General features: G+C 69.4%; 25 protein-coding genes and 2 pseudogenes. 17 read left to right on the forward strand and 10 right to left on the reverse strand.

Annotated elements, in window-relative coordinates:
• Positions 1-262: 262 nt before the first annotated feature.
• Positions 263-643: pseudogene (locus tag ADK54_RS42785) on the forward strand (transposase); the annotation flags it as partial.
• Positions 644-749: 106 nt separating this feature from the next.
• On the opposite strand, the gene ADK54_RS45545 reads toward ADK54_RS42785, so the two are convergent.
• On the reverse strand, positions 750-1106 hold the full coding sequence (locus ADK54_RS45545; protein WP_053723668.1) for a hypothetical protein: 357 nt from the start codon (positions 1104-1106) through the stop codon (positions 750-752).
• A gap of 58 nt (positions 1107-1164) precedes the next feature.
• On the opposite strand from ADK54_RS45545, the gene ADK54_RS45550 reads away from it, so the two are divergent.
• Both ADK54_RS45550 and ADK54_RS48685 read left to right on the forward strand, forming a co-directional pair.
• Entirely contained in the window at positions 1165-1449 is a 285-nt protein-coding gene (locus tag ADK54_RS45550) for a hypothetical protein (protein WP_159047590.1), read from the forward strand.
• Positions 1428-1784 carry a transposase gene (locus ADK54_RS48685; protein ID WP_078966061.1) on the forward strand — a complete coding sequence of 119 codons (357 nt, stop codon included), beginning with the start codon at positions 1428-1430 and terminating at the stop codon, positions 1782-1784. The genes ADK54_RS45550 and ADK54_RS48685 overlap by 22 nt, the downstream gene beginning before the upstream one ends.
• 93 nt (positions 1785-1877) lie before the next feature.
• Here the strand turns inward: ADK54_RS48685 and ADK54_RS47115 are convergent, their stop codons facing one another.
• The gene (locus ADK54_RS47115) at positions 1878-2903 is read right to left on the reverse strand and encodes a response regulator transcription factor (RefSeq protein WP_234391876.1); all 1026 of its coding nucleotides are present in this window, start codon (positions 2901-2903) and stop codon (positions 1878-1880) included.
• 163 nt (positions 2904-3066) lie between these two features.
• Between ADK54_RS47115 and ADK54_RS45560 the strand changes: the two genes are divergently transcribed.
• On the forward strand, positions 3067-3228 hold the full coding sequence (locus ADK54_RS45560) for a hypothetical protein (RefSeq protein ID WP_159047591.1): 162 nt from the start codon (positions 3067-3069) through the stop codon (positions 3226-3228).
• Between the two features lie 110 nt (positions 3229-3338).
• Complete coding sequence (locus ADK54_RS01715) at positions 3339-4229, forward strand: LuxR C-terminal-related transcriptional regulator (RefSeq protein WP_053723670.1); 891 nt, start codon at positions 3339-3341, stop codon at positions 4227-4229.
• 87 nt (positions 4230-4316) lie between these two features.
• Here the strand turns inward: ADK54_RS01715 and ADK54_RS01720 are convergent, their stop codons facing one another.
• A complete protein-coding gene (locus ADK54_RS01720; RefSeq protein ID WP_078966063.1) occupies positions 4317-5528 on the reverse strand; it encodes a radical SAM protein in 1212 nt (403 codons plus the stop codon).
• Positions 5525-5926: a hypothetical protein gene (locus ADK54_RS01725; RefSeq protein ID WP_053723672.1), complete on the reverse strand. Its 402-nt coding sequence runs from the start codon at positions 5924-5926 to the stop codon at positions 5525-5527. Before ADK54_RS01725 ends, ADK54_RS01720 begins: the two co-directional genes overlap by 4 nt.
• Before the next feature lie 234 nt (positions 5927-6160).
• Here ADK54_RS01725 and ADK54_RS01730 point away from each other — a divergent pair, with 234 nt between their 5' ends.
• From ADK54_RS01730 to ADK54_RS01765, 8 genes and pseudogenes are all read left to right on the forward strand, one after another.
• Complete coding sequence (locus tag ADK54_RS01730) at positions 6161-6907, forward strand: hypothetical protein (RefSeq protein ID WP_053723673.1); 747 nt, start codon at positions 6161-6163, stop codon at positions 6905-6907.
• A gap of 11 nt (positions 6908-6918) precedes the next feature.
• Positions 6919-7494 (forward strand): hypothetical protein, encoded by a 576-nt coding sequence (locus ADK54_RS01735; RefSeq protein ID WP_053723674.1) that lies wholly within the window; start codon positions 6919-6921, stop codon positions 7492-7494.
• Positions 7488-8279: a hypothetical protein gene (locus ADK54_RS01740; protein WP_053723675.1), complete on the forward strand. Its 792-nt coding sequence runs from the start codon at positions 7488-7490 to the stop codon at positions 8277-8279. Before ADK54_RS01735 ends, ADK54_RS01740 begins: the two co-directional genes overlap by 7 nt.
• Before the next feature lie 6 nt (positions 8280-8285).
• Positions 8286-10256 (forward strand): ABC transporter ATP-binding protein, encoded by a 1971-nt coding sequence (locus ADK54_RS01745; RefSeq protein ID WP_053723676.1) that lies wholly within the window; start codon positions 8286-8288, stop codon positions 10254-10256.
• Between the two features lie 282 nt (positions 10257-10538).
• Complete coding sequence (locus ADK54_RS48180; RefSeq protein ID WP_267886969.1) at positions 10539-10664, forward strand: hypothetical protein; 126 nt, start codon at positions 10539-10541, stop codon at positions 10662-10664.
• Between the two features lie 224 nt (positions 10665-10888).
• Entirely contained in the window at positions 10889-11323 is a 435-nt protein-coding gene (locus tag ADK54_RS01750) for a DUF6228 family protein (protein ID WP_053723677.1), read from the forward strand.
• 515 nt (positions 11324-11838) lie between these two features.
• Positions 11839-12210 carry a hypothetical protein gene (locus tag ADK54_RS01755; protein ID WP_053723678.1) on the forward strand — a complete coding sequence of 124 codons (372 nt, stop codon included), beginning with the start codon at positions 11839-11841 and terminating at the stop codon, positions 12208-12210.
• Between the two features lie 35 nt (positions 12211-12245).
• Positions 12246-13465, forward strand: a pseudogene (locus tag ADK54_RS01765) (IS3 family transposase).
• Positions 13466-13769: 304 nt separating this feature from the next.
• Here the strand turns inward: ADK54_RS01765 and ADK54_RS01770 are convergent.
• From ADK54_RS01770 to ADK54_RS01785, 4 genes are all read right to left on the reverse strand, one after another.
• Positions 13770-15611: an alkaline phosphatase family protein gene (locus ADK54_RS01770; RefSeq protein ID WP_078966064.1), complete on the reverse strand. Its 1842-nt coding sequence runs from the start codon at positions 15609-15611 to the stop codon at positions 13770-13772.
• 368 nt (positions 15612-15979) lie between these two features.
• Entirely contained in the window at positions 15980-17251 is a 1272-nt protein-coding gene (locus tag ADK54_RS01775) for a hypothetical protein (protein WP_053723681.1), read from the reverse strand.
• Between the two features lie 39 nt (positions 17252-17290).
• Positions 17291-18559 carry a sensor histidine kinase gene (locus ADK54_RS01780; protein WP_053723682.1) on the reverse strand — a complete coding sequence of 423 codons (1269 nt, stop codon included), beginning with the start codon at positions 18557-18559 and terminating at the stop codon, positions 17291-17293.
• On the reverse strand, positions 18550-19203 hold the full coding sequence (locus ADK54_RS01785) for a response regulator transcription factor (RefSeq protein WP_053723683.1): 654 nt from the start codon (positions 19201-19203) through the stop codon (positions 18550-18552). Before ADK54_RS01785 ends, ADK54_RS01780 begins: the two co-directional genes overlap by 10 nt.
• Positions 19204-19380: 177 nt before the next feature.
• On the opposite strand from ADK54_RS01785, the gene ADK54_RS01790 reads away from it, so the two are divergent.
• From ADK54_RS01790 to ADK54_RS01800, 3 genes are all read left to right on the forward strand, one after another.
• Positions 19381-19719 (forward strand): DUF1801 domain-containing protein, encoded by a 339-nt coding sequence (locus ADK54_RS01790; protein WP_053723684.1) that lies wholly within the window; start codon positions 19381-19383, stop codon positions 19717-19719.
• 48 nt (positions 19720-19767) lie between these two features.
• Positions 19768-20001 carry a hypothetical protein gene (locus ADK54_RS01795; RefSeq protein ID WP_053723685.1) on the forward strand — a complete coding sequence of 78 codons (234 nt, stop codon included), beginning with the start codon at positions 19768-19770 and terminating at the stop codon, positions 19999-20001.
• Between the two features lie 183 nt (positions 20002-20184).
• Complete coding sequence (locus ADK54_RS01800; RefSeq protein WP_053723686.1) at positions 20185-20814, forward strand: phosphatase PAP2 family protein; 630 nt, start codon at positions 20185-20187, stop codon at positions 20812-20814.
• 290 nt (positions 20815-21104) lie between these two features.
• Here the strand turns inward: ADK54_RS01800 and ADK54_RS01805 are convergent, their stop codons facing one another.
• Positions 21105-22172 (reverse strand): sodium-dependent transporter, encoded by a 1068-nt coding sequence (locus ADK54_RS01805; RefSeq protein ID WP_053723687.1) that lies wholly within the window; start codon positions 22170-22172, stop codon positions 21105-21107.
• Between the two features lie 938 nt (positions 22173-23110).
• On the opposite strand from ADK54_RS01805, the gene ADK54_RS01810 reads away from it, so the two are divergent.
• Positions 23111-25138, forward strand: a complete 2028-nt coding sequence (locus tag ADK54_RS01810; RefSeq protein WP_159047592.1) for an alpha/beta fold hydrolase — start codon at positions 23111-23113, stop codon at positions 25136-25138.
• Positions 25139-25383: 245 nt separating this feature from the next.
• Here ADK54_RS01810 and ADK54_RS01815 read toward each other — a convergent pair.
• A partial coding sequence (locus ADK54_RS01815; RefSeq protein ID WP_199826837.1) for an RICIN domain-containing protein occupies positions 25384-26394 on the reverse strand: 1011 nt, incomplete at its 5' end.

A 26394-nucleotide genomic window follows, 5' to 3' on the forward strand; every position in this document is an offset into this window, starting at 1 on the left:
CCGTCGAGCGGCTCGCATGGCTGGCCGTACCCCACCGGGACCGAGAGGTCACAACCCTATCCACCAGGGCTGCAGAAGGGATGGTCCTCTAGTGAGCATGGCCAGCGAGAAGTAGATGAATGGCTCGCTGGAGGCGGGCAGCGTCTCGAAGGCGCGCACCAGACGCCGTGATCGCATCAGCCCGCCTGCGTGCGCTCCACACACCACCGTCTCGGCAGCACCGCGAACCCCGTCATGTCGTCACTGCGTTTGACGATCCGCCGTGGTCCGGCTCAGCCCGGCGCACGACGCGACCGCGATCACTGCCGGCCAGCTCCGAGGAGTCATTGAACAGCTCATCACCGCAGGCCAGTGGCAGGCTGGGGACCCGGATATCGTGATGGTCAGCGATGCAGGCTACGACGTCACTTGCCTGGCCTGGGTCCTTCGCGACCTGCCTATCGAGTTGGTCGGCCGAGTCCGCTCCGACCGCGTCATGCGTCTGCCGAACCCACCGCGGATGCAGGGCGTCAACGGCTGGCCACCCAAGCACGGTGGGCGCCGAGCAGTGCCGCGCGCGCTGCGTTCACCGGGCCCTCCACGGCAGGTTGGTTGGCAAGCCGTCGTCGCGTGCTCTGATCAACTGGCCCGAGGGTCCGGCTGACGTGGACCGGCAGGGGTCGTGCAGGTCTGTCCCCGGGTGCCCCGGGCTGGGCGGCGCTATGCCCCCGGCGCGGCGAGAGCGCGTGCCGGGGGCGGAGGTGTGCGTCTCAGGGCTGGTAGATCGACTTGAACTTGATGTTGTTTCCGAGTTTCTGGCCGGCTTCCACCTTCGTCTTCACGCCGAGGCACTCCTCCTCGGTGAAGACGTAGAGATAGCTGGCGGTGTGGTTGCTGGGTGCCCAGGCGAACTGCAGAGGCTTGTTCTCGACCTCGGGGATTTCGATGCACACCGTCTCGGGCATGGTCAGGTTGTCGGGGTAGGTCCCGTTCTTCGCCTTTTTCGGAAAGAGCGGGTCGCCGTACTTGTAGGCCAGGTAGCCGTTGTCCGCGTGGGCCGAGGTAGGCACAGCCACCATCAGGGCGAGGGCGCCGAGAGCGGCGCCGAGAGTGTGTCGCAGACGCATACGGAGTTTTCCTTCTGTGCAGCGGCAGCCGACCGGCGGCCGGCCATCCGCCGTGAGCATGGCCAGCAAGCCCTTTCCGTACGCCGCCAACCCGCAGGCGCCCGGACGCGATCAGAGGGGCGCCCAAGAGGGACTTCAGCACCTGCTGTGGGCGAATGCGCGCCCCTTCGTACGGGTCACCGAGCGGGGCGGGCCCGAACGCGGCTACCAGGGCAGCGACCAGCCCGTGCGCACCTACGTCGCCGGACTGCGGGCCGGCACCGTCGAACCCGCCCGGCGGCGCCTTCCCCCCCCCGCCCACGCAAGATCACTAAATGGATCATGCTGCCCCGCGGTGCCCTGAAGCGCGAGGAGGAGGACGAACTCCTGGCCATACGCCTGGCCTGCCCGGACATCGCCGAGGCCTGCGCCCGCACCTTCCACGACCTGCTCCAACACCGCCGCGGCCACCAACTGCTGGCATGGGTCCGCGAAGCCGAGCGCGACGCACCGCCCTCGATCCTCGCCTTCGCGCAGGGCCTATGCCTCGACCTCGGCGCCGTCACCGCCGGCCTCACCCTCCCCTGGAGCTCGGGCATCGTGGAGGGCCACGTCAACTGCATCAAGACCATCAAGCGACAGATGTACGGCCGAGCCTCGTTCCGCCTCCTCCGCACCCGGATCCTGCTCCGATCGTGACCTGGGGATTCACGGAATCGACGCCTGAACCAATTACGTGGGCGTCCACAAGAAGGGCAGGACGCGCTGGGCCTGAACTACCTGGCATCGGTGTCAGTTGGACAAAGAGGCCACCAGTTCCTCCTTGCCGGTGACTCCCGTTTTCCGGTAGATCGCTTTGAGATGGTCGTTGACCGTGTGCTGAGACAGGTTCAGTCGGCGCGCGATCTGTTTCACGGGTTCACCGTGCATGATGTGATCGAGGACGGCCCGTTCTCTGCTGGTGATGCCGTACCAGGCGATGACAGCCGGAAGCAGGAGATCGGTGGCAGCCGACTGAATAGTGAGGGCAAGGCGGCCGGGTTCGCCACCGTCCAGTGCCTGTGCCTGCAGGGTGATCCATCCGTGCGGAGTGGGAATTCTGCTCAGGGCTTCTGATCCGGCGCGGCGCGCGGCTGCCACAACGCTCAATAAATGCCCGGTGAGTTGGTTCTCCCTGAGTCTCGCATGATCCGGAGCGAAGCCTGTGATCCAGGTGCGGCCGGTCGACGTCATGGCCTCGATCGAATTGTCACTGCCGACGATCAACACCGCCGGTGCCAGCTCCGGATGGGCCGGCGCTAGCCGTTGTCCGGTGACAAACCGTTTCACTGCCGCGGCCAATGGGATCCGAAGTCTTTCGGCGCACAGGGCGTCGGCAAGGGAGAAGGGTGCGCGACGACGTTCCCGTACGAATGCCATACCGCCCCAGGCTCTCCCGTCCAGAGTGAGCGCCACGCTCAGATCACTGCCGACGCCCTCCGCCGCCATGATCTCGTGCTGGCGAGCGCTGAACTCGTTGCAAGGTGCATCAGTGCCGAAGATCCCGATGGGACGGGGGCCGTTGATCAGGGCGGCGAAGGGATTCGGGTCGAGGCCGGCCACGTGGTTGAGCGACAACTCGTAGCCGGCTTGGGTGCCGTACGTATGCCGTGTGGCGGCGAAGGCCACCGTGCCGGTGATCGGATCGAGTCCGAACAACGCATATCCGTCGTGCGGCAGCATGGGCCGGATCGCGTGGGACAGTCCGCTCGCGAGATCCGGCAGAGTGCCCGACTGTTCGACAGCCGGAAACATCGATCGAGAAAACGGGTCCGTCATGGCCACTTGACGAGCGTAACCGAGTCAGCGCTGCGGAATCGCTGAAGCCCGCGGTCCGCTTTTCCAGGGGAAGAGGAACTGGATCCTGTGCCGTGCATTGCTTGAACCACCGAGTCGACCCCCTCGCAACGGCCGTCATCTGTGCCGTATTCTCCGCCAATCCATGGTCACCAACTGGTGGCTCTCAGTCGGCGTGACGCGCGGACAACTCCATGATTTCCAGGCGGAGATGATGCATCCGCGCCTGGTCAGGGACGACCGCACCCATCCGGTCTACGAGGACTGGCCGCAAAAGGCTCCCGGGCTCCAACGGAAGCTGTCCTGATCCGGCGTCGCCCACATGAGTGGAGCGGCGCATGGGCCGAGCAGGGCGGGAGAGCTATACGGAGCGACTCCCGCGGGACGCGGGAATCCCGGAACCCGGGGGAGTGGGGTATGCCTGACCTCCGGGGGAGCGTCACCCAGACGGAAGAGTTCCGGCGCGGCCTGCTGGCCGCCGCGGCCCGGGCCACCACCGTCGCCGAGCTCGCCACCGAGCTCTCCCGCCGGCTGGAGCGCTTCCTGCCGCACGACGGCTACACGCTGGCCGGCCTCGATCCGCTCACCGGCGTCGGCTGCCTCCGCCACGACCTCCAGCCCTCCAAGGGCCCCGGAAGCGAGCTGTCCATCGCGCTGAGCCTGCGGGGCAGGGTGTGGGGCGGCCTGGTCCTGCTGCGGGGGGACGACGGCCCCCCGTTCTCGGAGACGGAGGCCCGGTGCGCCGAGCGGCTCGCGGGTCCGCTCTCTGCCGCCCTGCGGCAGTACGTGGCCGGGAAGCCGCTGCGCCCTGGCCGGCGCGGGCTGTTCCCCGGCGTGATCGTCATCGGCCCGGACGACACGATCAAGGGCATGACGTCGACGGCGCGCACCTGGCTGCACGAGTTCCTCCCCGAGACCCCGCCGGCGAAGGACGACGAACTGCCCCATCTGCTCTGGGGCATCACGTACTTCACCCGGCGCACCCGCGCCACCGCGCTCAGCAGGATCCCGACCCGCGCGGGGTGGGTCGCGGTGCACGCGCAGTTGCTCGACGGCGAGGAGGGGGACATCGTCATCACCTTCCAGTCCGCCCCGGCCTCCCAGCTCTTACCGGCGATCTTCGTCTGGTACGGGTTCACACCGCGCGAGCAGGCCATCGTCGAGTGCCTCATGGGGGGCCTCGCGACCAAGCACATCGCCCGGCTCCTCGGCATGTCCCCGCACACGGTCTCCGGCCATCTGCGCTCGGTCTACCGCAAGACGGGCACGGGCGGCCGCGAGGAACTCATCGCCGGGCTGCGGCAGTAGCACGCGACGAGCGCGCCGGGCGGGGCCGTGCTCTCGCGGGAGATCCTGCCCGGCGCGCCGACCGCCGGTTCTCTCGTGCCGGGTGCTTCAGTCCAGCGCCCGCCGTTCCAGCAGCGCGCGGTCGAGCCGACGGGTCACGTCGTCCACCAGTCCGAGCGCCGTGAGCCGTTCCTCGATGTACTCCTGCACGGGCAGCACCACACCGCACACGGACAGGCCGGTCACGGGATCCCGCCACCGCTGCTCCGGCGTGGATTCCGCGGCGAAGAAGCCCGAACAGGAGCCGTGGAAGCGGCAGCCGGTGCAGGTTTCGCGGACCCGCTGCCGCGACTGGCGCAGCGCCTCGGCGAAGGAGGCGGAGCGGCGCGTCGAGGACAGCGATTGGGTGAAGATGTTGCCGTGGCACAGCGCCGGGTCGTAGGCGTCGCCGTTGGAGTACACCGAACCGTCCGTGTCGATGACGAGGATGGTCTCCGAGAGCTCCTTGTCGTAGTAACGGCGGTTGTCCGCGCCCGACAGGGCGTGGACAACCTGGGCCGCATAGCCTTCGATGGGCTCGACGTTGATGAAGCTGTCCGAGACCAGCCAGCGGTCGGTGAGCGTCTTGAACGCGTCGACGATCTCCTCCGCCGCGAGTTCGTGCACCGCCTGCTGCCCCGGATAGCCCGTCCGGTAGATCGGCAGGAGCCGAAAGCCCATGTCCATGTCCTCGAAGAAGCGGTGGATCTCGGTGACATGGGGTGCCGTGGAGCGGGAGAGCACGGTGATGCACCCGAAGTTCAGGCCCTCGTCCATGAGGCGCTGCATATGGGCGAGGACCCGCGGCTGCGCCTGACGGCCGGCGACGTTCACCCGCTGGCCGCCCACGAGGTCCACGGAGACGCCCACGTCGTCGAAGACGTCCTTCATCAGGGCGAGGTCGTCGTCGGTGAGCCGATAGAGGTTGGTCTGGACGGAGTTGCCGTACGGAATGGAGGCGGCCTCCAGGAACTCCTCCTGGGCCCGTTTGACCTCGCGGTAGAAGTCCGGGGGCATCAGCAGGGGCTCGCCGCCGTGCCATACGAAGTCCGCCGTTCTGCCCGGCTGGTCGGACAGCCACTCGCCCACGTGCCGGATCATGTTTCTGACCTGCGCCACCGTCATCGCGGTCCGGTCGCCGAGGGATGGGAACTCGTAGCAGTAGCGACAGCGCAGATTGCAGAACTTCGAGACCTTGACGACGAGTTGGAGGTAGGGCGGCATCGGCTCATGCGACCCCGCCTCCACTTCCCCCCGCTCCGGGGAGGCGTCGACGCTCATGCGGGCTCGGCGCCGAGCGTCAGCCTCAGCCGCAGATACGCCTCCCTGACGCTCAGCCTGCTCGGTGCCGGTGCCGATTCCTGGCCGCCGCGGCGGGAGGCGAGTCCCGAGCGGCGCGGCCCCTTGTCTCCGAACCGCTCGTGCCAGGGGCCGCCGCCGCGCGGGCTCTCGACCCAGAAGTCCGGGTAGTCGGGCCACATCCGTACCGGGGGCCGCAGCTCGTCGACGATCGCCTGCCGCTCCAGCCGTTCCGGCAGCTGCCCGGCCTCCTCGGCGGCCTCCGGCGCCACGGGCTGCCCCGCGCGGTGCAGCGCGAGGAGGCGCAGATAGGCGCTCCGGGAGGGGCTGCTCGGCTCGTGAGATCCCGGTTCCCTGATGTCCCGCTTCGATTCAGCCATGCCGGCCGTTCCTCGCTTCCTCGGTCCAGTGGTGCGTCCGCCCGGACTGCCGGGCCTCTCCAGTCGTACGCAACTCAGGTAAGGCGGTGCGAAAGCCCGCGCCAACCCCCCAATATTCGGGGGGTGTCGAGGGCGGAGTCGCCCCGTAAGACTGGTCGCCGGGTCACAGCGAGTTCACAGCAACCGGCCCCGGACCGGCGCTGGTTCGGGATCGGCCAGGGACAGGAGATGGGCATGATGCTTGCCTCGACAACGGCGGCCGCGGTCAAGAGCGTGCAGGTGGTGACCGTGCCGCCCGACGCCGCGGGAGTGACGGACGGCGGCCTGCTGCCGCCGGCGGGATCCGTGGTGATCTATGTGGGCGACGTTTCGGCGCCCGAGTGGCAACGGCTGCGCGCGGCGGCCCTCGACGGCGACTGGAAGGCCGTCCGCGACACCGCCATTCCCCAACACCCCACACCCGGCGCCGAGTTGGTAGCCGCGTCGATCCCCTTCGACTTGGTCTGCGCGGGGCATGTGATGGTGCGCGACCTGGCCCTGCCGCACGGAGTCCCGTTCAGGACGCTCACCTTCCCCTACACCGGCGGCCCCATCCGGGATACCGACTTCGGGATCGTCGAGCACACCGACCGCGGCGCCCCCGCGGTCCGCGCCACCTACCTCATGATGCGCCGGGCGCCCCAACTGACGCGTCTGGAGCGGCAGTTGCTGGACGGCATGGACCCCGAGGAGCGCCACGTCCACATGGGGCGGCCCGAGCCGTGTCAGACCCTGACCGCGATGGACGCCCTGACCGACGGCATCGGGCGGGCGGCGCAGGACGCGGTCCGCGAGAAGCACGCGCGCGGGGGATACGCCCGGGACGAGGGCGCGACGATGCTCTCGGAGAGCGAGATCACGGAGATCGCGGGCGAGTCGGGCGGCCCCGCGGCCTCGGTGGCCGATCTGCTCGCCACGCGCCGGCGCCACTTCTCCTACTAGCGGGCCGCCCCGTGGTCTCCCTCCTGGTGGCCGTCGTGCTGGCGGCGTGGCTGCTGCTGACCGTGGTGGCGGCGTTGCCCCGGATCGGCAAAACGGCCCGGCGGCACGTCCCCGACTGGTTCGCGCCGCTCCTGCCCGCCTGGACGTTCTTCGCGCCCAATCCGGCGACGAAGGACAAGGTGCTGATGTACCGGGACATCCTCGCCAACGACACTGTTGGCCCGCTGCGTCTCGTCCTGCCGGAAGGTGGGGCGAGGGGCAGGCCCGGCAAGGCGCTGTTCGACGCGGCGTCACAGTTGCTGCGGCGGGCGGCCGCGGGCTGGGACGAGGAGCCCGACGCCCGGATCAGGGACGCCCGGTTGATGATCAGCACCCCGTATCTGCTCCTCCTCAACAGAGCGGCCACCGCGCCGCACGACGCCACCGCCGTCAGCTTCGAGTTCGTCATCGCGCACGCGAGCCGGCGCGACGAGGAACCCGAGGTGGTCTTCGTGTCCGCCGTGCACCGTCTCAAGGGCGCGGCGGACGGCGCGGTGGCACCCTGCGAGCCGAGCCCGAGCGCCGTGCGGGAAGGGACCCCATGCTGAACGAGACCGAGACGGCTCGCGCGATCCTGGCCGTGTGCGGCGCGGGCCTCGCGGTGTCGGCCGGCCGCGACCTGCGGCAGCGCCACGAGTTCGGCGAGGGCGGCGCTCTGGCGTGGGCGGTGGTCGGCGCCTACCCGCACCACTGCCCCTCGGCCGTGCGCGCGCTCTTCGTGCGGGACCGCTACCGGGTGGTGCTCGCGGTGCAGTGCGCCGCCGGACTCGCCGCCCCGGTCGTGGCCCCGCTGTCCGCGCCCGGCTCTGCCGTACTGGCCTGCGTCCTGCTGACCACCCTGCTCCTCGGCCTGCACCGCAACGACTACGGCACCGACGGAGCGGACCAGATGGCGGCCCTCGCCCTGCTCACCGCCGCCGCCACACTGACCGTCGGTGGCACGGTGGGCCGGCTCTTCCTGGCGTTCCTCACCGGCCAGTTGGTCCTGAGCTATCTCATCGCCGGGGTGGCCAAACTGGTCTCGCCGAGCTGGCGCGACGGCTCCTGCCTCGCCCAGATCCTCTCCACCGACTCCTACGGCTCGCCCACGATCGCCGCGCTCCTGCGGTCCCACCCCCTGGTGGGCGCCCTCATGGCATGGGGCGTGATGCTGCTGGAGGTCACCTTCTGGCTGGCACTCGTCCTGCCCGGCCCCCCACGCTGGGGGCTCCTGGCCGCGGGCGCGGCCCTGCACCTCGGCATCGCGTTCACCATGGGGCTCACCACGTTCGTGTTCGCCTTCATCGGGGCGTACCCGGCGCTGGTGTTCACCGCCGCCTCCCTCACCGGCTGACCCCGCATGCGCCGACCACGCCACGACCGCACGGCCCCCGCGCCCGACTGGGACGCGCAGCGCCCCTCGGAGTCCGAACAGCTCCTGTTCGGTGGCCCCTTGCGCTACGACACCGGCTGGTCCCAGCACGAGGAGGCCTATCTGGCCCTGAACCTGCGCGCCGTACTGAGACGGCTGCCCCGGCTCCTCGCCTCCGGATTCCGGCTGGCGTGGCGTGCCGATCCCCGCGCCGCGCGCGGCCTCGTCGCCGCCAACCTGGGCCGGGGCCTCGCCCAGGCCGCGAGTCTGCTCGCCGTCAACCGCGTGCTGGCCGGGCTGATGGCCGGCGGGGCCATGGAGGAGCGGCTGCACGGCGTGATCGGCGCCCTCGTCACGGTCGGCCTCTCCCTGACCGGCGGGGCGCTGCTGCGAGCCGTCTCCACGTACGCGACCGGACGCCTTGAGCCCCGGGTCGAGCGGATGGCGACCGAGGTCTATCTGGAACGGGCCTCGCGGGTCGAGCTGGCGGCCATCGAGGACGACCAGTTCCACAAGCTGCTCGATTCGGCACGCTACGGGGCCTCCTCCGCGCGCCGCATGATGAGCATCGGCAACCGCGTCATCAACGCCGCGACCTCCTTCGTCACGGCCGCTGGCGTCCTCACCGTGCTGCACCCCGTCCTGCTGCCGCTGCTGACCGTGATGACGCTGCCCGGCTCCTGGAGCGCGCTCACCACCGCCCGCCGCCGCTACCTGTCCTTCCACGCCTGGACCCAGCACACCCGGGCGGGCGCGCTGATTGGGCAGATGCTGACCGACGCCGGAGCCGCGCCCGAGATCCGGGTACACGGTGTCGGCCCGTTCCTGCTGCGCCACTTCCGCGCCCTCGCCGAATCCGCCGAGGCCGAACAGTCCCGGCTCGCCCGGCTCGAAGCCCGTACGGGACTGGTCGCCGCCGGGTGGATCGGCGTCGCCACCGCGGCCACCTACGCGACCCTGGGGGCCCTGCTCCTCAACGGGACCATGGCCCTGTCCGTCGCCGGCACCGCCGTGATCGCCATCCGCACCGGTTCGGCCAACCTCACCACCCTCGCCATGGAGGTCAACGCCCTCCATGAACAGGCCCTGTTCGTCGGGGACTTGGAGCGACTGTGCGACGAGGCCGAGCGGCGCACCCGAGCGCCCGGGGGCCTGGCGCTGCCCCGGGCGCCGCACCACATCCGCTTCGAGCAGGTGACGTTCACCTACTCCGGGGAGGGGACGCCGGCCCTCGACGACGTGACGCTCACCCTGCCCACCGGGAAGATCGTCGCGCTGGTCGGCAGCAACGGTTCGGGCAAGACCACCCTGGCCAAGCTCCTGGCCGGCCTCTACGTCCCGCAGCGTGGCCGCATCCTCTGGGACGACACCGATGCGGCCCTTGCCGACCAGCGGCAGGTGACGGACCGGGTGGCGATGGTCGCGCAGGACTTCACCCGCTGGCCCTTCACCGCGCGCGTCAACGTCCTCATCGGCCGCCCCGAGGCCCCGGCCTGCGACGAGCGCGTCGACCACGCCCTGCGCCACGCCGGAGCCGAGGGCCTCGTCGCCGGGCTGCCCCGCGGTCTGGACACCCTGCTCGCCCGCGGGTTCCGCGGCGGCCACCAACTGTCCGGCGGCCAGTGGCAGCGGCTCGGCTTCGGCCGCGCCGCCTACCGGGCCGCCGACGGGCCGGGCCGGATCCTCATCGTCGACGAGCCCACCGCCGCGCTCGACGCCCGGGCTGAACTACAGATCTTCGACGAGATCCGCTCCCTCGCCGCGGACGGCAGCACCGTCCTCCTCATCACCCACCGGCTCGCCTCCGTGCGACACGCCGACCTCGTCCACGTACTCGACCAGGGCCGACTGGTCGAATCCGGTTCGCCCGCCGACCTGTTGGCGGCGGACGGTCTCTACGCCGAGCTCTACCACCTCCAGGCGAGCCAGTACGCACCGCAGGACGAGTCGTGCCGCTGACCGCCGCCTCGTTGATGCGGGATAGTGCCGACTGTGTGCGCCCGCCGAGTTGCGCGTCTCCGCCTGGAACGCGCTGTCGTTGAGTGACCAAGTTGTAGTCGTGGGCGGTGGGTTGGCCGTAGCGCACCGGGTCTGATGCTGACGTGAGGATGGATGTTCCTGTGTTCGGGATCTTGGCCTCGTTGTGTGCTGGCGGGTATGGCTGGAGAGCTTTCACTCCGACGCGATGAACCACTTCTTCGCCGGCGGCCAGGTCGCCGGCCGGGTCAGCGCTGCCCCCGGTTGATCGCCGTCGCCGTCGCCGCTGTACGGGCCGGAGCCGATGTCCTCGCCGTCTACGCCTTGGCCAGATTGTCGCCGGAGGTAGCTATCGAGGCCGACCTCCAGATCCTGGCCGCCGTCCCGTAGGCGGAGCGGCGTACGGCACAGCGGGCAGGTACCCCCGGCCTCAGCCGGACCGGATCGGTTTCACGCGGGAAGTAGCTGAGAGATCTCGGATCAGGGGCCAGTGAGGATGCCGTGGGTGCCGATGCGGCGCCAGACGATGTGCTGCTCGCCTTCTCTGAACCAGGAGCGTGGATCAGGGCCGATCGTGATGCCGTCAACTTGTTGACGTCCGTATCCTTCGGCATGTGAGTCTGATTGAAGTGAGTCCCGGACAGCTCGAGCTCGTCGTGCACGGGCCGGGGGCCGCGGCGACCTCCGTCCGCTTTTTCAACTGGTCACGGCCGGATGAGTACGAGACCGTCTTCTCGGTGGAGACCCTCGCTGAGGGTGTGCGTGCGCGTCTTGAGGACGTGACGGTGACCGTCTGGGATGACATGGACGAGTTCTTCGATGGCCTCGCGCGCGACTTCCGCGGCTGGGAAGGCGAGCGGACCTGGATCAACAATCACCTGGTTGTGACAGCCGCGTTTGGCTCGGGCGGCCATGTGTATCTGAGCTGGACTGTGCGTTCCGGTTTCTTCCCTGAAGACTGGAAGTGCACTCTGACAACCGTCATCGAAGCCGGCGAAGGGATGACGGCCGTAGCCGCTGACCTGAAAGCATTCCTGACCCAGGGGTAGGGCGCCGACGTTCGTCCTCTGTGAGGTGTTCTCGCGTTCGGGCCGTTGCCAGGGCAGCCTGATCACAAAGCGGGACCTTCCTTTGCCGCGAGTAGTCAGAGTTCTTCCACCTCACTGGTGCGCGCCGTGAGTCGGGAGAGGGCGGGTAGGCCCAGGCAGACGGGGGACTGCTTCTTTTCCTACTGAGCTTCGATCTGGGCGATCTTGTCTTCGGCGGCGGCGAGGCTGGTGGGCAGTCCTTCGACTTCGCCGAACCATCTCTCGCCTTCGGCTTCGGCGATCCTGCCTTTGAGGTTGTCGCGGATCTCTCCAGGCGGGGCTTCTCGTCCAAGGCGACGTCAGGACTGGGCAGCGGACGTCCCGTTGACCGAACTGACTTGGGTTCCGTTCGAGGTCAACTCATAGTGACGACAAGGGGGTTGTGGCCCTTGCCGGCGGGTCGCGGTGACTGCGCGTGTAGTGATGGATCTGGTTTCATCGCGTGTCGTCGAGCAGGTCGGCCCGTGGAGGTATGGATGCCAGAGCACAGCACGACGGTCCGGGACGTGGCGACGCTGAAGGTGGCGAGGGTCGGCCGCGTCGAGAAGAGCGATGACCCGCTGCGGCCGTTCCGGCAGCCCTCGCGCCGGGGCACCTATCAGCCCAAGGAGCCCAAGCCGACCCCGCGGACCATTCCTGACCAGGCGTCCAACGACCTGTTCTGTGGGCTGAAGTACAACCGGGACAGGGCCCTGATCGCGTTCTACGTCTTCACCGGCGCCCGCGCCTCCGAGCTGCTGGGTGTCCCGCAGGGCATGGTCGCGCCCGGGGCCAGACGATCGGCGTGGTCCGCAAGGGCAGCCAGGTCCTGCAGCACTGAGGCGCCCCCGGTGACGTGGACACTCTGACAATGGATCTTACAGATCCGAGGGAAGGTGTCCTGGTGGGACGTAGGTCTCCGTATCCGGTGGAGTTCAGGAACGATGCCGTCGCGCTGTACCGCGCGGCCGACGGGAAGCGCACGTATGCGGCGGTCGCGGCGGATGTCGGGGTGACCGGTGAGACCCTGCGTGGCTGGGTGTGCCGGGCCGACGAACACGCAGGTCGCGATCACAGCCGTGGCGAGCAGAGTGAGGCGGGCCGGGACGAGGAACTGGCCCGGCTGCGCGTGGAGAACGGCCGGCTGCGCAAGGCGGAGAAGGAGTGGGAGCTCAAGTGGGAGATCCTGCGCCGGGCGGCCGCCTATTTTGCTCGGGAGGTGAAGTGAGGACCCGCCGCTGGGACTTCATCTCCGACAACGCCTCAGCTTTCGGTGTGCAGCGGATATGCCGGGTCCTTGAGGTATCTCGTTCGGGCTACTACCGGTGGCTCGCCGGTGCGGAGGCCCGTGCCGTGCGGCAGGCCGCGGACGACGCCCTGGTCGCGGAGATCCGTGAGATCCACACCGGGCATAAGGGGATGTACGGAGTGCGGCGCGTGCATGCTGAGCTGCGGGGCTTCGGGCACACGGTAAACCGCAAGCGCGTCGAACGTCTGATGCGGCGGCATCGCATCGAAGGCCGGCACTTGCGGTGTCGAAAGAGCACGACCGTCCCGGACCAGCTCGCGCCACTGGCCCCGGACCTCGTCCAACGCGACGTCTCCGCAGGGAAGTTGGACGAGAAGTGGTGCGGCGACATCACATATGTGCAGGTCGGATGGGTGTGACTGTATCTCGCCTGCGTCCTGGACATCTGCTCACGCCGGGTACTCGGCTACTCGATGGCCACCCACATGCGGGCCGAACTGGTCATCGACGCCCTGACGATGGCTGTGGCCTCCCGTGGTGGCCGCGTGGGCGGGGTGATCTTCCACGCGGACAGGGGTTCGCGGTATACGTCGGCCGTGTTCGCGCAGGTCTGTGGCGGTTTCGGGATCCGCAGGAGCATGGGCCGGGTCGGCTCGAGCTATGACAACGCGCTCGCCGAGTCGTTCTGGCAGGGACCCAAGAGGGAAACGATGCACGAGAGGCTGTTCTCGACGGTGCGTCAGGCGAGGCTGGAGATCTTCCAGTGGCTGACCTACTACAACGCCCGCAGGCGTCACAGTGCCCTCAACCACCTCTCGCCAGCCGAGTTCGAGCAACAGCATCAGAGAGAACGTAGAATCACACTCGCAGCATGACCCCCCGTGTCCACACTCCGGGGGACGCCTCAGCTCCAGCCGCGCCCATTCCGCGTTGCGCCGTCACCGCGACCGGCCAGTCTGGGGCAAGGGCGGGGTGGTGGCCAAAGCCACGCCCCCGCCGCGCAAAAACAGGGCGGATAAGGGCACACAGGAGGAAGAGGCACCGGGTGCAACGCTTCCCAAGCGGGCTGACCTGACCTGTGGGCACCCAGCATTGTCAGCCGGGGTGACCATGACGACCATTGGGAGCTTTGTGACGACCGCCTTCTTCGTGCCAGCCGCGTCGCGGTCAGGGCCTTCTTCAGCTGGGCAAAGTCCAGCAGCGACCGTCCTCGCCCAAGTCCTGGGCATCCGGCGGGTGCATGGACACGACGGTCTCAAGTCGCACGCCGAGAGCTTCACCCGCCCCCAGTGGCCTCAACCAGAACACCCCGCTGCGCCAACCGCGGGCCGCCCGCGACAGCCCGGGCTCAACCCACGACAGCGTCTCCAGCGGCGCACCGTACGGTGCGCAGAACCGCGCCTGCTTCTCGGCCGCTTGCTTGTGGTTCGGGTTCGCGCTTTGAGACCCCACTTGCCAGGCGTCGTTGACGGTGGCGGCGTACCGGTCGTTGTTGGTGAGCGAGGCCAGGCCGAGTGACCGGTCGATGGTGCGCAGCAGGCCGTACTGGTCGGTGCGTTGGCTGGATTTGTAGCCGGTCTTCACCGAGTGCTGTGAGCCGATCAGGACGGTGGGCACGTGGTTGGGGTAGTAGGGGCCGAAAGCCTTGGTCGCCCCTTCGTCCCAGGTGACGATGAGCAGTGAGCGCTGTTGGGTCCAGGCCGGGGAGTTGAAGATCGTCGGCAGGGTGTTCTTGAGGTAGTTGTCGCCTGCGGTGATGCCGCAGCCCTCCATGTCGTTGCAGCCGTCGGCGGCGAACCATACGAAGTTGGGGGTCGTCGAGGCGGACTTGAGGTCGGCGTCCATGCTGGTCTGCGGCTGCCAGTGCGCCTGGCAGTAGGCGCTGTCCGTCTTCATGCCCTTGAAGTAGTAGAACGGCGTGTCATCGGGCTGGTAGTTGCCGCTGTCCTTGGTGTAGCAGTTGCTGGGCATGTTCTGGACGTATGACTTCCAGGTCTTCCCGGCTGCCTCGACCCGGTTGCCCAGGTGGGGGGCCTCGATCGCGGTGGTGCTGATCGAGTTGCCGGTCAACCCGTACAGTCCGCCCGCTGCCAGGGCCACATAGTTCGGGTCGCTGGGGTGGGTGGTGGCGTACGACTGGGTGAGTACGGTGTTGGCGTTGGCGAGCTTGTTGATGTACGGGGCCTGCGCGGTGTTGCCGATAATGTCTTTGTAGTTCTCGTTCTCCATGTAGACCACGAAGACGTGGTCGTAGCGCGGCACCGTGGACGGCGGTGGGCTCAGGACCGGGGCCGGTACCGGGGTGGAGAGGGTGAGTGAGAGGTCGTCGGCGTAGCCGTCGGTGGTGCTGCCGCCGGACCAGGTGAAGGCGAGTGCCACCTTGATGGTGCGGGTTCTCGTGGGCAGGTTGCCGCTGGCGGTCTTGCTGAGGAGCTTGGTGGTGTTGGCTCGGTCTGTGTTGGTCACCGGGCCCAGCGTGGTGGTGCCGAGGGTGTGGCCGGATCCGTCGAGGAAGGTGCCGCTGAGTGTGACGCGGTTGTTCTGCGAGGCGTAGCCGCCGAGCCAGCCCGACAGGTGGTAGCCGACCTGGCCGGTGTCGATGACCGATGCTGCCGAGGAGACGTCGACGTTCTGGTTCAGGCCGGCGTTTCCGGTCGCCCCGCCGGCGAAGAAGCTCTTGCCTCGGGTGGGGGGTCCGGGGGCGCTCGTGGTCGGGAAGCCGTCGGCCGCGCCGTAGCACACCACGTTCGGCTCGCCGCCGGTGATGGTCCAGCCGGGCACGGTCATGCCGTCCAGGCCGCTGGGCGAGCAGATGGCCGCCGACTCGCCGCCCGGGTCGGCCAGCAGGTTGCCACTGACCGCCGGGGCGACCGCGGTGGCTGCCGGGCGTGAAGCCGCCGGGCCTGTCTGGGGTGTAGCAGCCCAGGCTGTGGCCGTGGCCAGGCTGACGACGCTGAGCAGAGCGGTCGACAGAACGACGAGCGGAGTCCGTCGCAAGCGGGGTTGGGGGCGTAGGTGCATCTCTGTCTCCTGACAGGAGGGGGACACAGGGTCCGATCCATTGGGCTAGCCCAATCAGGACGAGGGTGCACGGTGCAGGTGGCCGATCTAATGGTCGCACTCAGCGCCGGCGTCGAGCCTGCCGGGGCAGCTTGTAGCAGGGGCAAGCCCACCGGTGGTCACTCGCGCCTGCTCCCCGTGCATCCGCGGCCACCGCGACTGGCCAACCCGGGGCAACAGCGGGGCCGTCGAAACCGTTGCCGCCGGCTCCAAACGCCCACGGGAGTCCGCAGCTCGCCGGCCTGTGTGCCGGGGCGGCGCGGCTCTCGGCACAGCCCGGCACACGGCGCCCGTCGACCGGGCGGGCCGGCCGGTCGTCACGTGGTCTGTCAGCCCAAGTCCGCCAGGAGGGCGTTCAGTTCGCTCTCCTGCTGCGCCGGCGGCAGCGGGGGGTTCGGGTGGTCGATGCCGAAGGTCTTGAGCACCTTGTCCATCTGGGCATCGATGGATGTCCAGCCGGTGTCGTCCAGCGGCTGCAGCGAGTCCTGGTCGGCATCCCACAGGTCACGCAGCGCCTGGGCGGCCGCGTGGGCCCCGGCCGCGTCCCCCGAGCATGCGTCCTTGAGCGAGGTGGACGCGAGGGTCCGCAGCGCTCCGACCTTCGCGGGCGGGAAGTTCTTCACCGCCTGGCCGGGAGCCAGCTGGACGGCGGAGGTGGCGTCGGTCTCCGGTGCCGGGCCGACGTGCGGCTGACTGTGGGCCCACGCCAGCAGGGCTGCCGTGGCTACGGCAAGCAGTCCGAAGCCGGCCAGCGCACGGCGCTCCCGCGGGTTGCTGTTGGCCTGTTCGGCGTGGGTCGCCTCGTGGGTCTCGGTCACATCCGAGCGCGTCACCGTCAGGTAGACCACCGTCGCCAGGATCAGGCCGAGGAAGATGAGGCTGGTGGTGAACGTGCCCAGTGCGAGACCGGTCGGGTCGCCCGGGTTCTGGGCGGCCTTGGGGGAGGCGAGCCAGTCGCCGATGTTGGCGCCGAGCGGGCGGGTCAGGATGTAGGCGAGCCAGAAGGACAGCACTGGGTTCGCGCCGAACCGCCACAGCGCCGTGATCGCCGCGATGAGGCCGAGGGGCAGCAGTACCGAGACGCCTGGGCTCCAGCCGGTGAGCTCCAGAGTCCAGTCGCCGGTCGCGGTGCCGAGCGCGAAGGTGACCAGGACGGTCAGCCAGTAGAACGACTCCCTCGGGAGCGTGGTGACCGAGTGGATCGACAGCGTGCGCTCGCGCAGCCACCACACGCCGAAGACCGCCGCGAGCAGCACCGAGAACACCGCGGAGCTGATCCACAGGGGCACGTTCAGCTGGTCGGTCAGGATGTCGGTGTACAAGGTGCCCGTGACGCTGACAACGACCACGGTCAGCCAGTAGGGGAACGGGACGTACCGCTTGAGTCGCAGCTGGACGGCCAGGGCCACCACGAAAACCCCGGTGAAGATCCAGGCCGTGTTCACCAGGCCGACGCCCAGTTGGGTGTTGATCCAGTCGGCGAAGCTCTCACCGACCGTCGTGCACAGGACCTTGATCACCCAGAACCAGATGGTGACCTCGGGGACCTTGTTGAGCATGAGCCGCCCGCTGCGCGTGCGTGCTTCGGTTGTCGTTGTCATGCAGGGAGGTCTATTACGGAGAACCTGCACGCAACCTGACTACGTGGCCGCACGCGCGGCCGGGAGCGTCACCTCGACGTGACCGCGTCCGTCCGCGATCGCGCGGACCTCCACACCGGCCGATGCGGCGATGCGCCGGACCACCGGCAGCCCAAGCCCGTAGCCGCTGCCGCCGGTCACACCCGGTTCGAAAACCCGGTCGACCTCCTCGGGATCGAACCCGGGGCCGTCGTCCAGGACATCGACCACGATGGCCTCACCCTGGACGCGCGCGGTGATCCACACACGCGACCGCGCATGCCGCAGGCCGTTCTCCAGTAGCGGCGAAAGGAGCGCCACGGCGATGTCGGGCGCCACGGTGACCTCGGCCTTCGCGGGAAAGGCGACCCCGACCGCGCGGCCGGCGATCGCTTTCTGCGCGGCAGAGCGCAGATCGCACCGAGTTCCGGCGTCAGTCCGTGCGCGCGCGGCGCGCAGAATCGTCGTGATCGCCGCATCGAGGCGGTCGACCTCGCTCAGCACCGTCTTCGGCGGCACCGGCTCGCCGGACAGCTGTGCCAGCTGTGCCTCGCCCCGCAGGACCGTGAGCGGTGTCCGCAGCTCGTGGGCGATCTCATCGGTGAGCCGGCGCTCGTCCGCCAGCGCGTCGTCGACGCGCTCCAGGAGGTGGTCGAGGGTCCGCCCCAGTTCCCCGAACTCGTCGCGGGGGACTCCGAGGTTGAAGCGGCGCCCGGGTTCGTGATGGCCCCAGTCGTCGGCGAGGGCGGCCATCTCGTGCACGACCCGGAGCGCGCGGCGCACCACGAGGTGCGCGACGCCGCCGGCGAGGAGGACGGTGAGGCCGCCCAGGATCAGCGACAAGGTCAGGCTGTGCTGCTCGGACGTCTCGTAGGGCGTCAGGTCCACGCGGACGATCACCATGACGTGGTGGCCGTCGATCGGGACCTGCCGCGCGTACAGGAGGTAATTGCTGACAGTGGCGGTCTGCGATCGCTCTGAGCGTGCCAGCGCCTCGACGCGCTCGACCATGCCTGCCGGTACGTTCCCGTCGATCAGGCGGCCATCGGCATATACCCAGGCGACCTCGTCCAGCGCCTCGCTGTCGTTCTCGGTCAGTACGACGCGGCCGCCCACCGTGGTGACGTTCGCCGCGACCGCCTCGGCGCGGGTACGCGCCAGATCGTGCGCGTCGGCGTCCGTCACCCGGCTCAGCAGCACGTGCGAGACCACGACCAGTATCGCGACCACGGCGGTGGCGATCAGGACAGTGAGCGCGACGACCTTTCTGCGGAATCCCGTCACTGCCATCGGTAGCCCACGCCGCGGACGGTCGCCAGACGCTCCGCCACACCCAGCGGACCGAGCTTGGTCCGCAGCCGGCGCACGAAGGAGTCGAGGGTGTTGTCGTTGACCTGCGCGCCATGCGGCCAGCCGGCCGCGATGAGGGCGTGGCGGCGGACCGCATCGCCCTGCGAGGCGATGAGGCGGCCCAGTAGCCGGAACTCCGTCGGAGTCAGGCTTTCGCTCACCGAGTCGTAGGTCACCACGTGCTTGACCGGATCGAGGACGACCTCGTGCGGTGGGGGCGCCACGGTGGACCGGCGCAGCAGCGCACGGACCCGGACCAGCAGCTCGGGGACGTCGAAGGGCTTGGTCATGTAGTCGTCGGCGCCCGCCTCGAAGCCGCCCACCTTGTGATGCAGGCCGTCCAAGGCGGTGAGCATCAACACCGGCGCGTCGACGCCGCGCGCCCGCAGCGCCAGACAGACATCACGTCCGTCGGCGTCCGGGAGCCCGAGATCCAGGACGACCAGCCCAGGTGCCGGTGCGAGCTGCCGCAGCAGGCTCTCGGCCGTGGCGGCGACGGCAACGGTATGGCCGTCGTGCTCCAGGGCGCGCTTGAGGACGCTGCGGACCCCCGCGTCGTCTTCGCACACCATGATGAAAGCCACGTGCTGACCCTAGATACTCTCGCCCCCGTTCTCCATCTGCCCTGGTCAGCCGTCTGACGGTCGGGGGCAGGCCGCTGATGGGGCACACCCTTGCGCTGCGAAACTGGGCCGCGACGGTCAGGCCCGACGGGCCGAGCCGCAGCAGCGGAGGTTGGCGGGAGGACCACAATGGGTCGCATGGACCCCGTGCAGGAGTACGTCGACGCCGTCGCGCCCGGCCACCGCCCGCTCTTCGACCGGGTGAACGGCCTGATCCTGGAGGAATTCCCGCAGGCGAGCGTGGCTCTGTCGTACGGAATGCCCACCTACCGGGTCGAAAAGCGCAGGCTGCACATCGGTGTCTGGCAACATGGCGTCTCGATCTACGGGTGGGGGACGGACCGCGATGGCGGCTTCAGCTCCCGCCATCCCACGCTCATCAGCGGCAAGGCCACCATTCGGCTGCGGTCCACGGACATGGCGGCCGTGTCTGACGAGGAACTGCGCGCTCTGATCCGTGCCGCGCTGAGCCCCTGACCGGAGACCCGGCCCTGCACCAACGGTTCGCTGGTGTGGAGGGCCGCAATGGGCATTGAGGAATCCACCCTCCGGGCCAACGTCGCCGACCTTCCTCCTACAGGCCGCCGGGCGACGGCGTACGGCGTCTTCGCGGGCGTCGTCGGCGCCGCGAGCCTGGCCGGCGGGGCGCTCGTCGGCGCACTGTGCTCGCACTCGATTCCCGTCCTGGACACGGTGGTCGCCGCGATACGGGGGCTGGCGCTCGCCCCGCTGTTCACCACCCGCCTCCGCCGCGCCTGATCCTCAACCGGGGGGTGCACGACCCGGCCGGCACGCAACCCGAACCCGTCTATGATCGTCTACAGGCTTGTAGACCATCGTCTCCCGGTCAACGCATCTTCACCTGGAAGACTGCCGAACAGCCCGCCCGCCCCGCTGCCCGGAGCGGTCACCGCACTGCAACCCACCGGAGATCCGCATCCCATGACCTCTTCCACCGCCACCACGACGCAGGCCCTGGACGGCGCCTCCATCGACGGCAGCCTGTACGGCGACGTCACCGACTTCGCCAAGCACACCCACTGGCTGAACGGGACGGTCCTCGCCTACACGACCTACGGCGTCGCGCTGTTCGCGGTGTTCATGCTCGTCGGCTGGTGGATCGCCCGGCGCAAGGACCCCTCGGTGATGGCGGCGGCGCTGGCCGTCCCGTTCGCCGTGGTGATCGCGTATCTGGTGAACTCCGGGATCAAGTCGGTGTTCACCGAACCGCGTCCGTGCCGGGCGCTGCCGCACGACTTCCTGATCGAGAAGTGCCCGCCGATCGACGACTACGCCTTCCCCAGCAACCACACCACGGTCGCCGCAGCCGCTGCCGCCGCGCTGTTCCTGATCAACTGGCGCCTGGGCGCCGTCGCCTCGCTCGCGGCCCTGCTGATGGCCGCCTCCCGGGTGTACGTCGGTGCGCACTACCCGCACGACGTACTGGCCGCCCTCGTGGTGGGGACCGTGGTCGCTCTCGCGGTCACCTGGGCCGCGCGGCGCTTCGCGACGCCGCTCGTCGTCCGCATGCGAGGCGGCGCGCTTGCTCCTCTGCTGACCGCTACCGCGTAAGAGGCACTGCCGCTCCGGGCCGTGACGGGAGGGGGACCCGGGCACTGGCGATCTTCAGCAGCAGGTTGTCATATGCAGTCATCGCGTCCGGCCCGGCAGCTGCGGTGGTCCGGGCGGAACGAGGGTCTCCCGGAGAATGCCCGTCGCCGGGCCAGCAGTTGGGTCGGGGAGTCGGCGTGCAGCCGGGCAAGTTCGGTGAAGTGCAGACGGACTGTTCATTCGTACCGGGCGAAGGGGCCGACCGGGCCGTGGCCGTGTTCGGCCTGGCCGGGCCCGCCGGTCGATCCCGGTCAGCCCGGCGGCGACGCGTACACCGGGTGCTGTGGCCGGGCTCGTACGACGCGGTTCGCGGCCGTCTTCTGGAGCAGGCCGTAGGCGAGCACAGGGAGCAGCAGATGCGGCTTGTCGGGGAGTGCGGTGGTGATCAACACGGCGCTCGCGCTGCTGTTGTTCATTCCGCAGGCGAGTGTGAGGGACGAGGCGGCGGGCGGGGCCAGTCGCAGCAGCCGGGCCGCGCCCCGGCCCAGCACGAATGACAGCACGCAGACCAGTGCCGCCACGGCCAGTGCCGCCACGATCAGGAGCGGACGCGGCTGGGCGATGAAGGAGCCGAGGGCGCCGCTGGCGTTGACGTACGTCAGGACGAGTGAGCCCCCGAGGGCCCCGGGTGCGACGACGCTCAGCGCTCGGCGAAGCTGGGATGCGGGCAGGGTCAGCCGGACCAGGATGCCCGCGGCGCAGGGCAGCACGACGCCGACGAGGGTGAAGCCGCCGCCCGCGGTGTGGACGCTCGCCGTGAGCGAGTTGGCGTAGCCGCCGCTGAGCAGTGGGGCCAGGAGCTGGATCACCAGGGGCGTGGTGAGCGGGCTGAGGAGGGTGGAGGCGAGTACCAGGCCCACCATCGTGGGCTGGTCGCCGTCGCCCTTGCCGGTCCACACGGTGGCACCCGCCGCGACGGGCATGGCCACGATGAGGATCATCGCGGTGATCAGGCCGCTACCGCCGTCGGTGTCGGGCGACTTGTGCAGCAGGAACGCGACGAGGGGGATGACCAGCAGCGGGATCGCCAGATGCAGCGCGAGCCCCGCGAGCAGTGCACTCGGGCGCCGCAGCACGCGGCCCAGCTCACGGACGGGGACCTGGATGCCGGCCGAGAACAGCACCAGCGACAGCAGGCATGGGGCGGCGGACAGCGGCAGGCCCAGGACCGGTCCGAGTGGGATGGTGTGGGTGTGGCCCAGCCAGAGGCCGGGGCCCGGCAGGAACAGGGCGCAGGTGTAGGACAGCAGCACGGCCCGGCCCAGCCGGTGCCGTAGCCAGGCACTCGCCCGGTCAGCGGGCGCACAGGCGGTGGTCACAGCGTTCAAGGCGGCCTTCTTCCGTCAGGGGGGCAGGGGCAGGACGGAGGGCCGCTATGCGGACACGGTCTGCGTGCATGTGCATGGCGCCATGGTGCTGGTACGGGACGGCCGGGGCGGGCGGGGCGCGCCAGCAGTCAGGATGCGTTCAGGTACCCAAGGCCACAGCATGTTCAATTCGGTCACAGCTCGGGTGATGTGGCGGTTGTGGTGGACCGGTGGGGAGAAACGGGCAAAGGCTCTCGGGCTGTTGAGGCGGACGCCTGAAGACTCAACTCGCCGACCGGGCAGCCTGGATGGCTACCTGTCCCTTGCGCACTCGACCTGCCGTACGCATGCGTGGAGACGGTCACGGTGCTGATACGTCCTCCGGGAGGGGGAGGCCGGTGCAAGCCTGCGCGAGCGTGATCTGGTCGCGTCCGTGCGCCTGGGGCAGCACGTCACTCTCGCGCAGATCGCGGCCGGGTTCCGGATCGGCGTCGCCACCGCGCACGCATACGCGCGATCCGTGGTGGCGCTGCTGGCCCGAGGCGCTCGGGACTGGTCACGGTGCTGCCCGCCGTCCGGGCAGCGGTAGCCGAGTACATGCGGGTCGGCGGAGGGGTCGGCGACTACTCGGGAACGCAGTCCCGGCACGGCGCGAACGCCAGCGCATCACCGAGCGGCTCGCGGACGTCGCCGAACTCGGTTGCTGTCGTGGAAACTTCCGTTGGCCCCGGATGGGCGGCTGATCCGTACTTCCCTCACCGTGGGGATCGTCGGGAGGGCCTCTGTCGGCAATGCCTGGGATGCCCTTGTCTGGATCATTGCTGGTCTGCTTGCCTTGGGGCGTGGCTGCAGCGGGATCGGTACGGGTCAGGCGGCGGCCACGCCTGCCCTTGATGGTCGTGGGCTCAGGGGTCTGACCGTGTTCGCTACTGCGGGTTGGGAGTGCATGCGTGTACCACCGCAGGGGCTGGATGCGGGGCCGGGGAACGCGCTGTGGCGTCGCCGTCTTCATCGTGGCCGTGCTGTTGGTGATTCCTGGCGCGGCCCCGTCCGGTGGTCCCGCAGCACTCGCGGTCGGTACGGTGCGGCTGACGCCGTGCGCGGACTCCGGATGGTGCGGAAGCGTTCCGGTGCCACTGGACCGCACCCGCCCCGACAGCCCGACCATCAACGTCGGATTCACCTGGTTCCCGGCCCGCAGCGGCAACCCGCAGGGCACCATCGTCGCGATCGAAGGCGGCCCTGGCTACCCCACGACGGGCGATTCCTCGCGAACCCAGTACCAGGCCATGCTGGGGCCCTTGCAGGAAAGCCGCAACCTGCTGCTCTACGACCTGCGCGGCACCGGCCGGTCCCAGGCGCTGAACTGCCCAGAACTGACGGCCTACCCCGGTCAAGCCTCCGGGCCTGTCTTCGCCCAGGTGGTAGGCGCCTGCGGCGAGAAGCTGAACGACACCTGGAAGTACTCCGACGGCACGCCGGTACGGGCCGCGGACCTGTTCGGCACCGCCAATGCCGCCCGTGACCTCGATACGGTGCTGCACAGGCTCGACCTGGCCGAGGTCGACCTCTACGGCGACTCCTACGGAAGCTGGTTCGCCCAGGCATTCGCCTCCCGCTACCCCGCCGCGCTGCGCTCGGTCGTCCTGGACGCCACCTACGAGGTGGTAGGTCTGGACCCGTGGTACACCTCCACCATCACCACCGCACGGTCCGCCTTCGACCTGGCATGCCAGCGCTCCCCGGCCTGTACCCGCCCCCATACCTGGTCGGTGATCGAGGAACTCGCCGACAGGCTGCGCACCGCACCAGCCACCGGCACAGCTCCCGGTCTCAACGGCAGGGCAGTGACCGTGACGGTCACCGTGACCACACTGGTTGACATCATCAACAACGCCGCGTCAGATCCCGGTATCTACCAGGCTCTCGGCGCCGCCGCCCAAGCGGCGGTGTCCGGCGACGACCAGCCCCTGCTCCGCCTGGCCGCTCAATCCATCACTCCTGGTGAATCCCTGCCCGAGGACTATTCGCGCGGGCTGTACTTCGCCGTGGCCTGCACCGATTACCCGCAGCTGTTCTCCACGGCGAGCGGGCCGGAGCAACGCCAGGGGCAACTGGCCCGCAGCATCGGCCAGGAGCCATCCGGCGCCTTCGCTCCGTTCCGGGTGCCTGAATGGCTGGCGGTCGACGCCTACACCAACGCCTACGACGCCTGCCTCGACTGGCCGGTCCCGACACACCCGGCCGACCCGCCCATCACCGCCCCGCCCGTGGTCTCTCCCGCCGTCCCCGTGCTCATCCTGGGCGGCGACCTCGACCTGCTCACCCCGCCTCAAGGCGGCCGGCACGTTGCCGCCCAGATCGGCCCTTCCGCACGCTTCATCGAGATCGCAGGCGTCACCCACGTCACGGCGATGCCCGACACCAGATGGCCCGCCCTCAATGCCTGCGGCGCATTTCTCTACCGCCGGTTCATCGACGACCCCAAAGCGCTGGCCCAACTGGACATCTCCTGCAGCCGAACCACACCCCCCATCCCGACCCTCAGCAGCTACCCCTTCACGCTGAACGAAGCTTCCCCAGCCCTCCCCGCACCCGGCGACCAGTCCAGCCCAACCACACTGCGCGCAGCCCACATCGCAGCCTCCGCCGTCGCAGACGCCATCACCCGCAGCCACTACCTCACCGGCCAGACCGACACCGGGTTGCGCGGCGGGACCTGGACCTACACCACCGGCACCCCCACCACGACCTTCACCCTCAACTCCGTCGGCTGGGTATCGGACGCCACCGTCAACGGCGCCGCCACGTGGAACCAAGACACCGGAACCGTCAGCGCCACGCTGACGGTGAATCCCGCCGGCGGACCCCTCACCACCATCCACGCCACCTGGAACACACTCGACACCCGCACCCCGGCCACCATCCACGGCAACGCGGGAGGAAAGACACTCAACGCCACTCTCCCCGTCCCCTGAACCGCCCGGGTTGGTCAGAGACGGGAGGAAGGGACAGGTCACCGTGTTTAGGACTGCTCCAGGACCCCCGGTGGCCACGTCTTGCAAGCCTGGACGATGCCCGTGAAACGGGTGCGCACACCGGCACTTCTAAAAGGCCACGCGACCAGGCGTGGACACGCCCCACACTGCCCCAGCCCGCTCCCGGCCCGTGGTCACCGAAACCGGACCTGCGTGGCCCACGGCTAGAACCCGCTCCGCGTCTTTCAGGGAGCGGCGAGAGGTGGCTTGGTCGGTACGCGGCTGGCGCGCGCCGCTGGGTCATTGCCCCTGTCCGCCTCTTCAGCAGCCCGCGGGGTCGGTGTCAGGCCGATTTCCGCGGCCTGACACCGGCACCCCGTGGGATCGGGGGTCAGCTGGTGGGGTGGAGGTAGAAGGATTCGTTGTCGGCGGGGAAGGGAAGGGGGCCGTACTGCTGCTCGTACTGGATGACGGGGGGTTCCGTCGGCGGTGCCGTTGCCGGCGATGTTCAGCAGGTATTCGGTCCTTTCGTTGGTGATGGTCGTCAGGTTCGGGAACAGCGGCATGGGGTGTTCCAGGACGAAGTTCTGGGTGTCGGTGGTGGGGCCGTGGCGGTGGCAGTCCCAGATGTTCATCTGGGAACCCTCCCTGCTCGCGGTGCCGTTGTCGACGTCCATGCATTTGCCGCTGTTCACGCTGACGATGCGGTTGGACCGGTTCTGATAGCCGTCGGGGCGCAGGGTCCATTGCTGGTTGGTGCCGTTGTCGGGGTGGTAGAGGATGATGTGCGTGCCGTTGGCCTTGCGGGCCTGGTAGACGTCGAGGACGCCGCCGTTGCCGCCGTTGTCGCCGAGGGTGAAGCGGGCGGGGCCGGCTCCGGCGCGCAGCGCGGAGAACGTGATGGGCCAGTGGTCGCTGCCGCGGGGGTTGCCGCGGGCTGCCTGCCAGTTCTGGGTCAGGACGTTGGAGACGGCGTAGTCAAGGCGGCCGCCGCTGAGTTGGGTGGGGCCGCCGTTCTCGTAGATGTGCGCGTTGGCGGGGATGCCGGTGGTTCCGCCGACGGGCAGGGAGCGGGGCGCCCGGTTGAAGTCACCCAGAACCACCCAGTTCCCCAGCGCCAGTTGCCGGGAGCGGGTGGCGACCCGGCGTACCAGGGAGGCGGCGTCGGTGCCGCCGCTGGCGCTGGCGTGGATGGAGGCGAACAGGGTGTTGTCCGCCTGGCGTACGACGCCGAGAGCGGACCGGTAGACCCCGGC

Origin of the sequence: Streptomyces sp. WM6378 (assembly GCF_001279695.1) — a bacterium.
GTDB lineage: Bacteria > Actinomycetota > Actinomycetes > Streptomycetales > Streptomycetaceae > Streptomyces.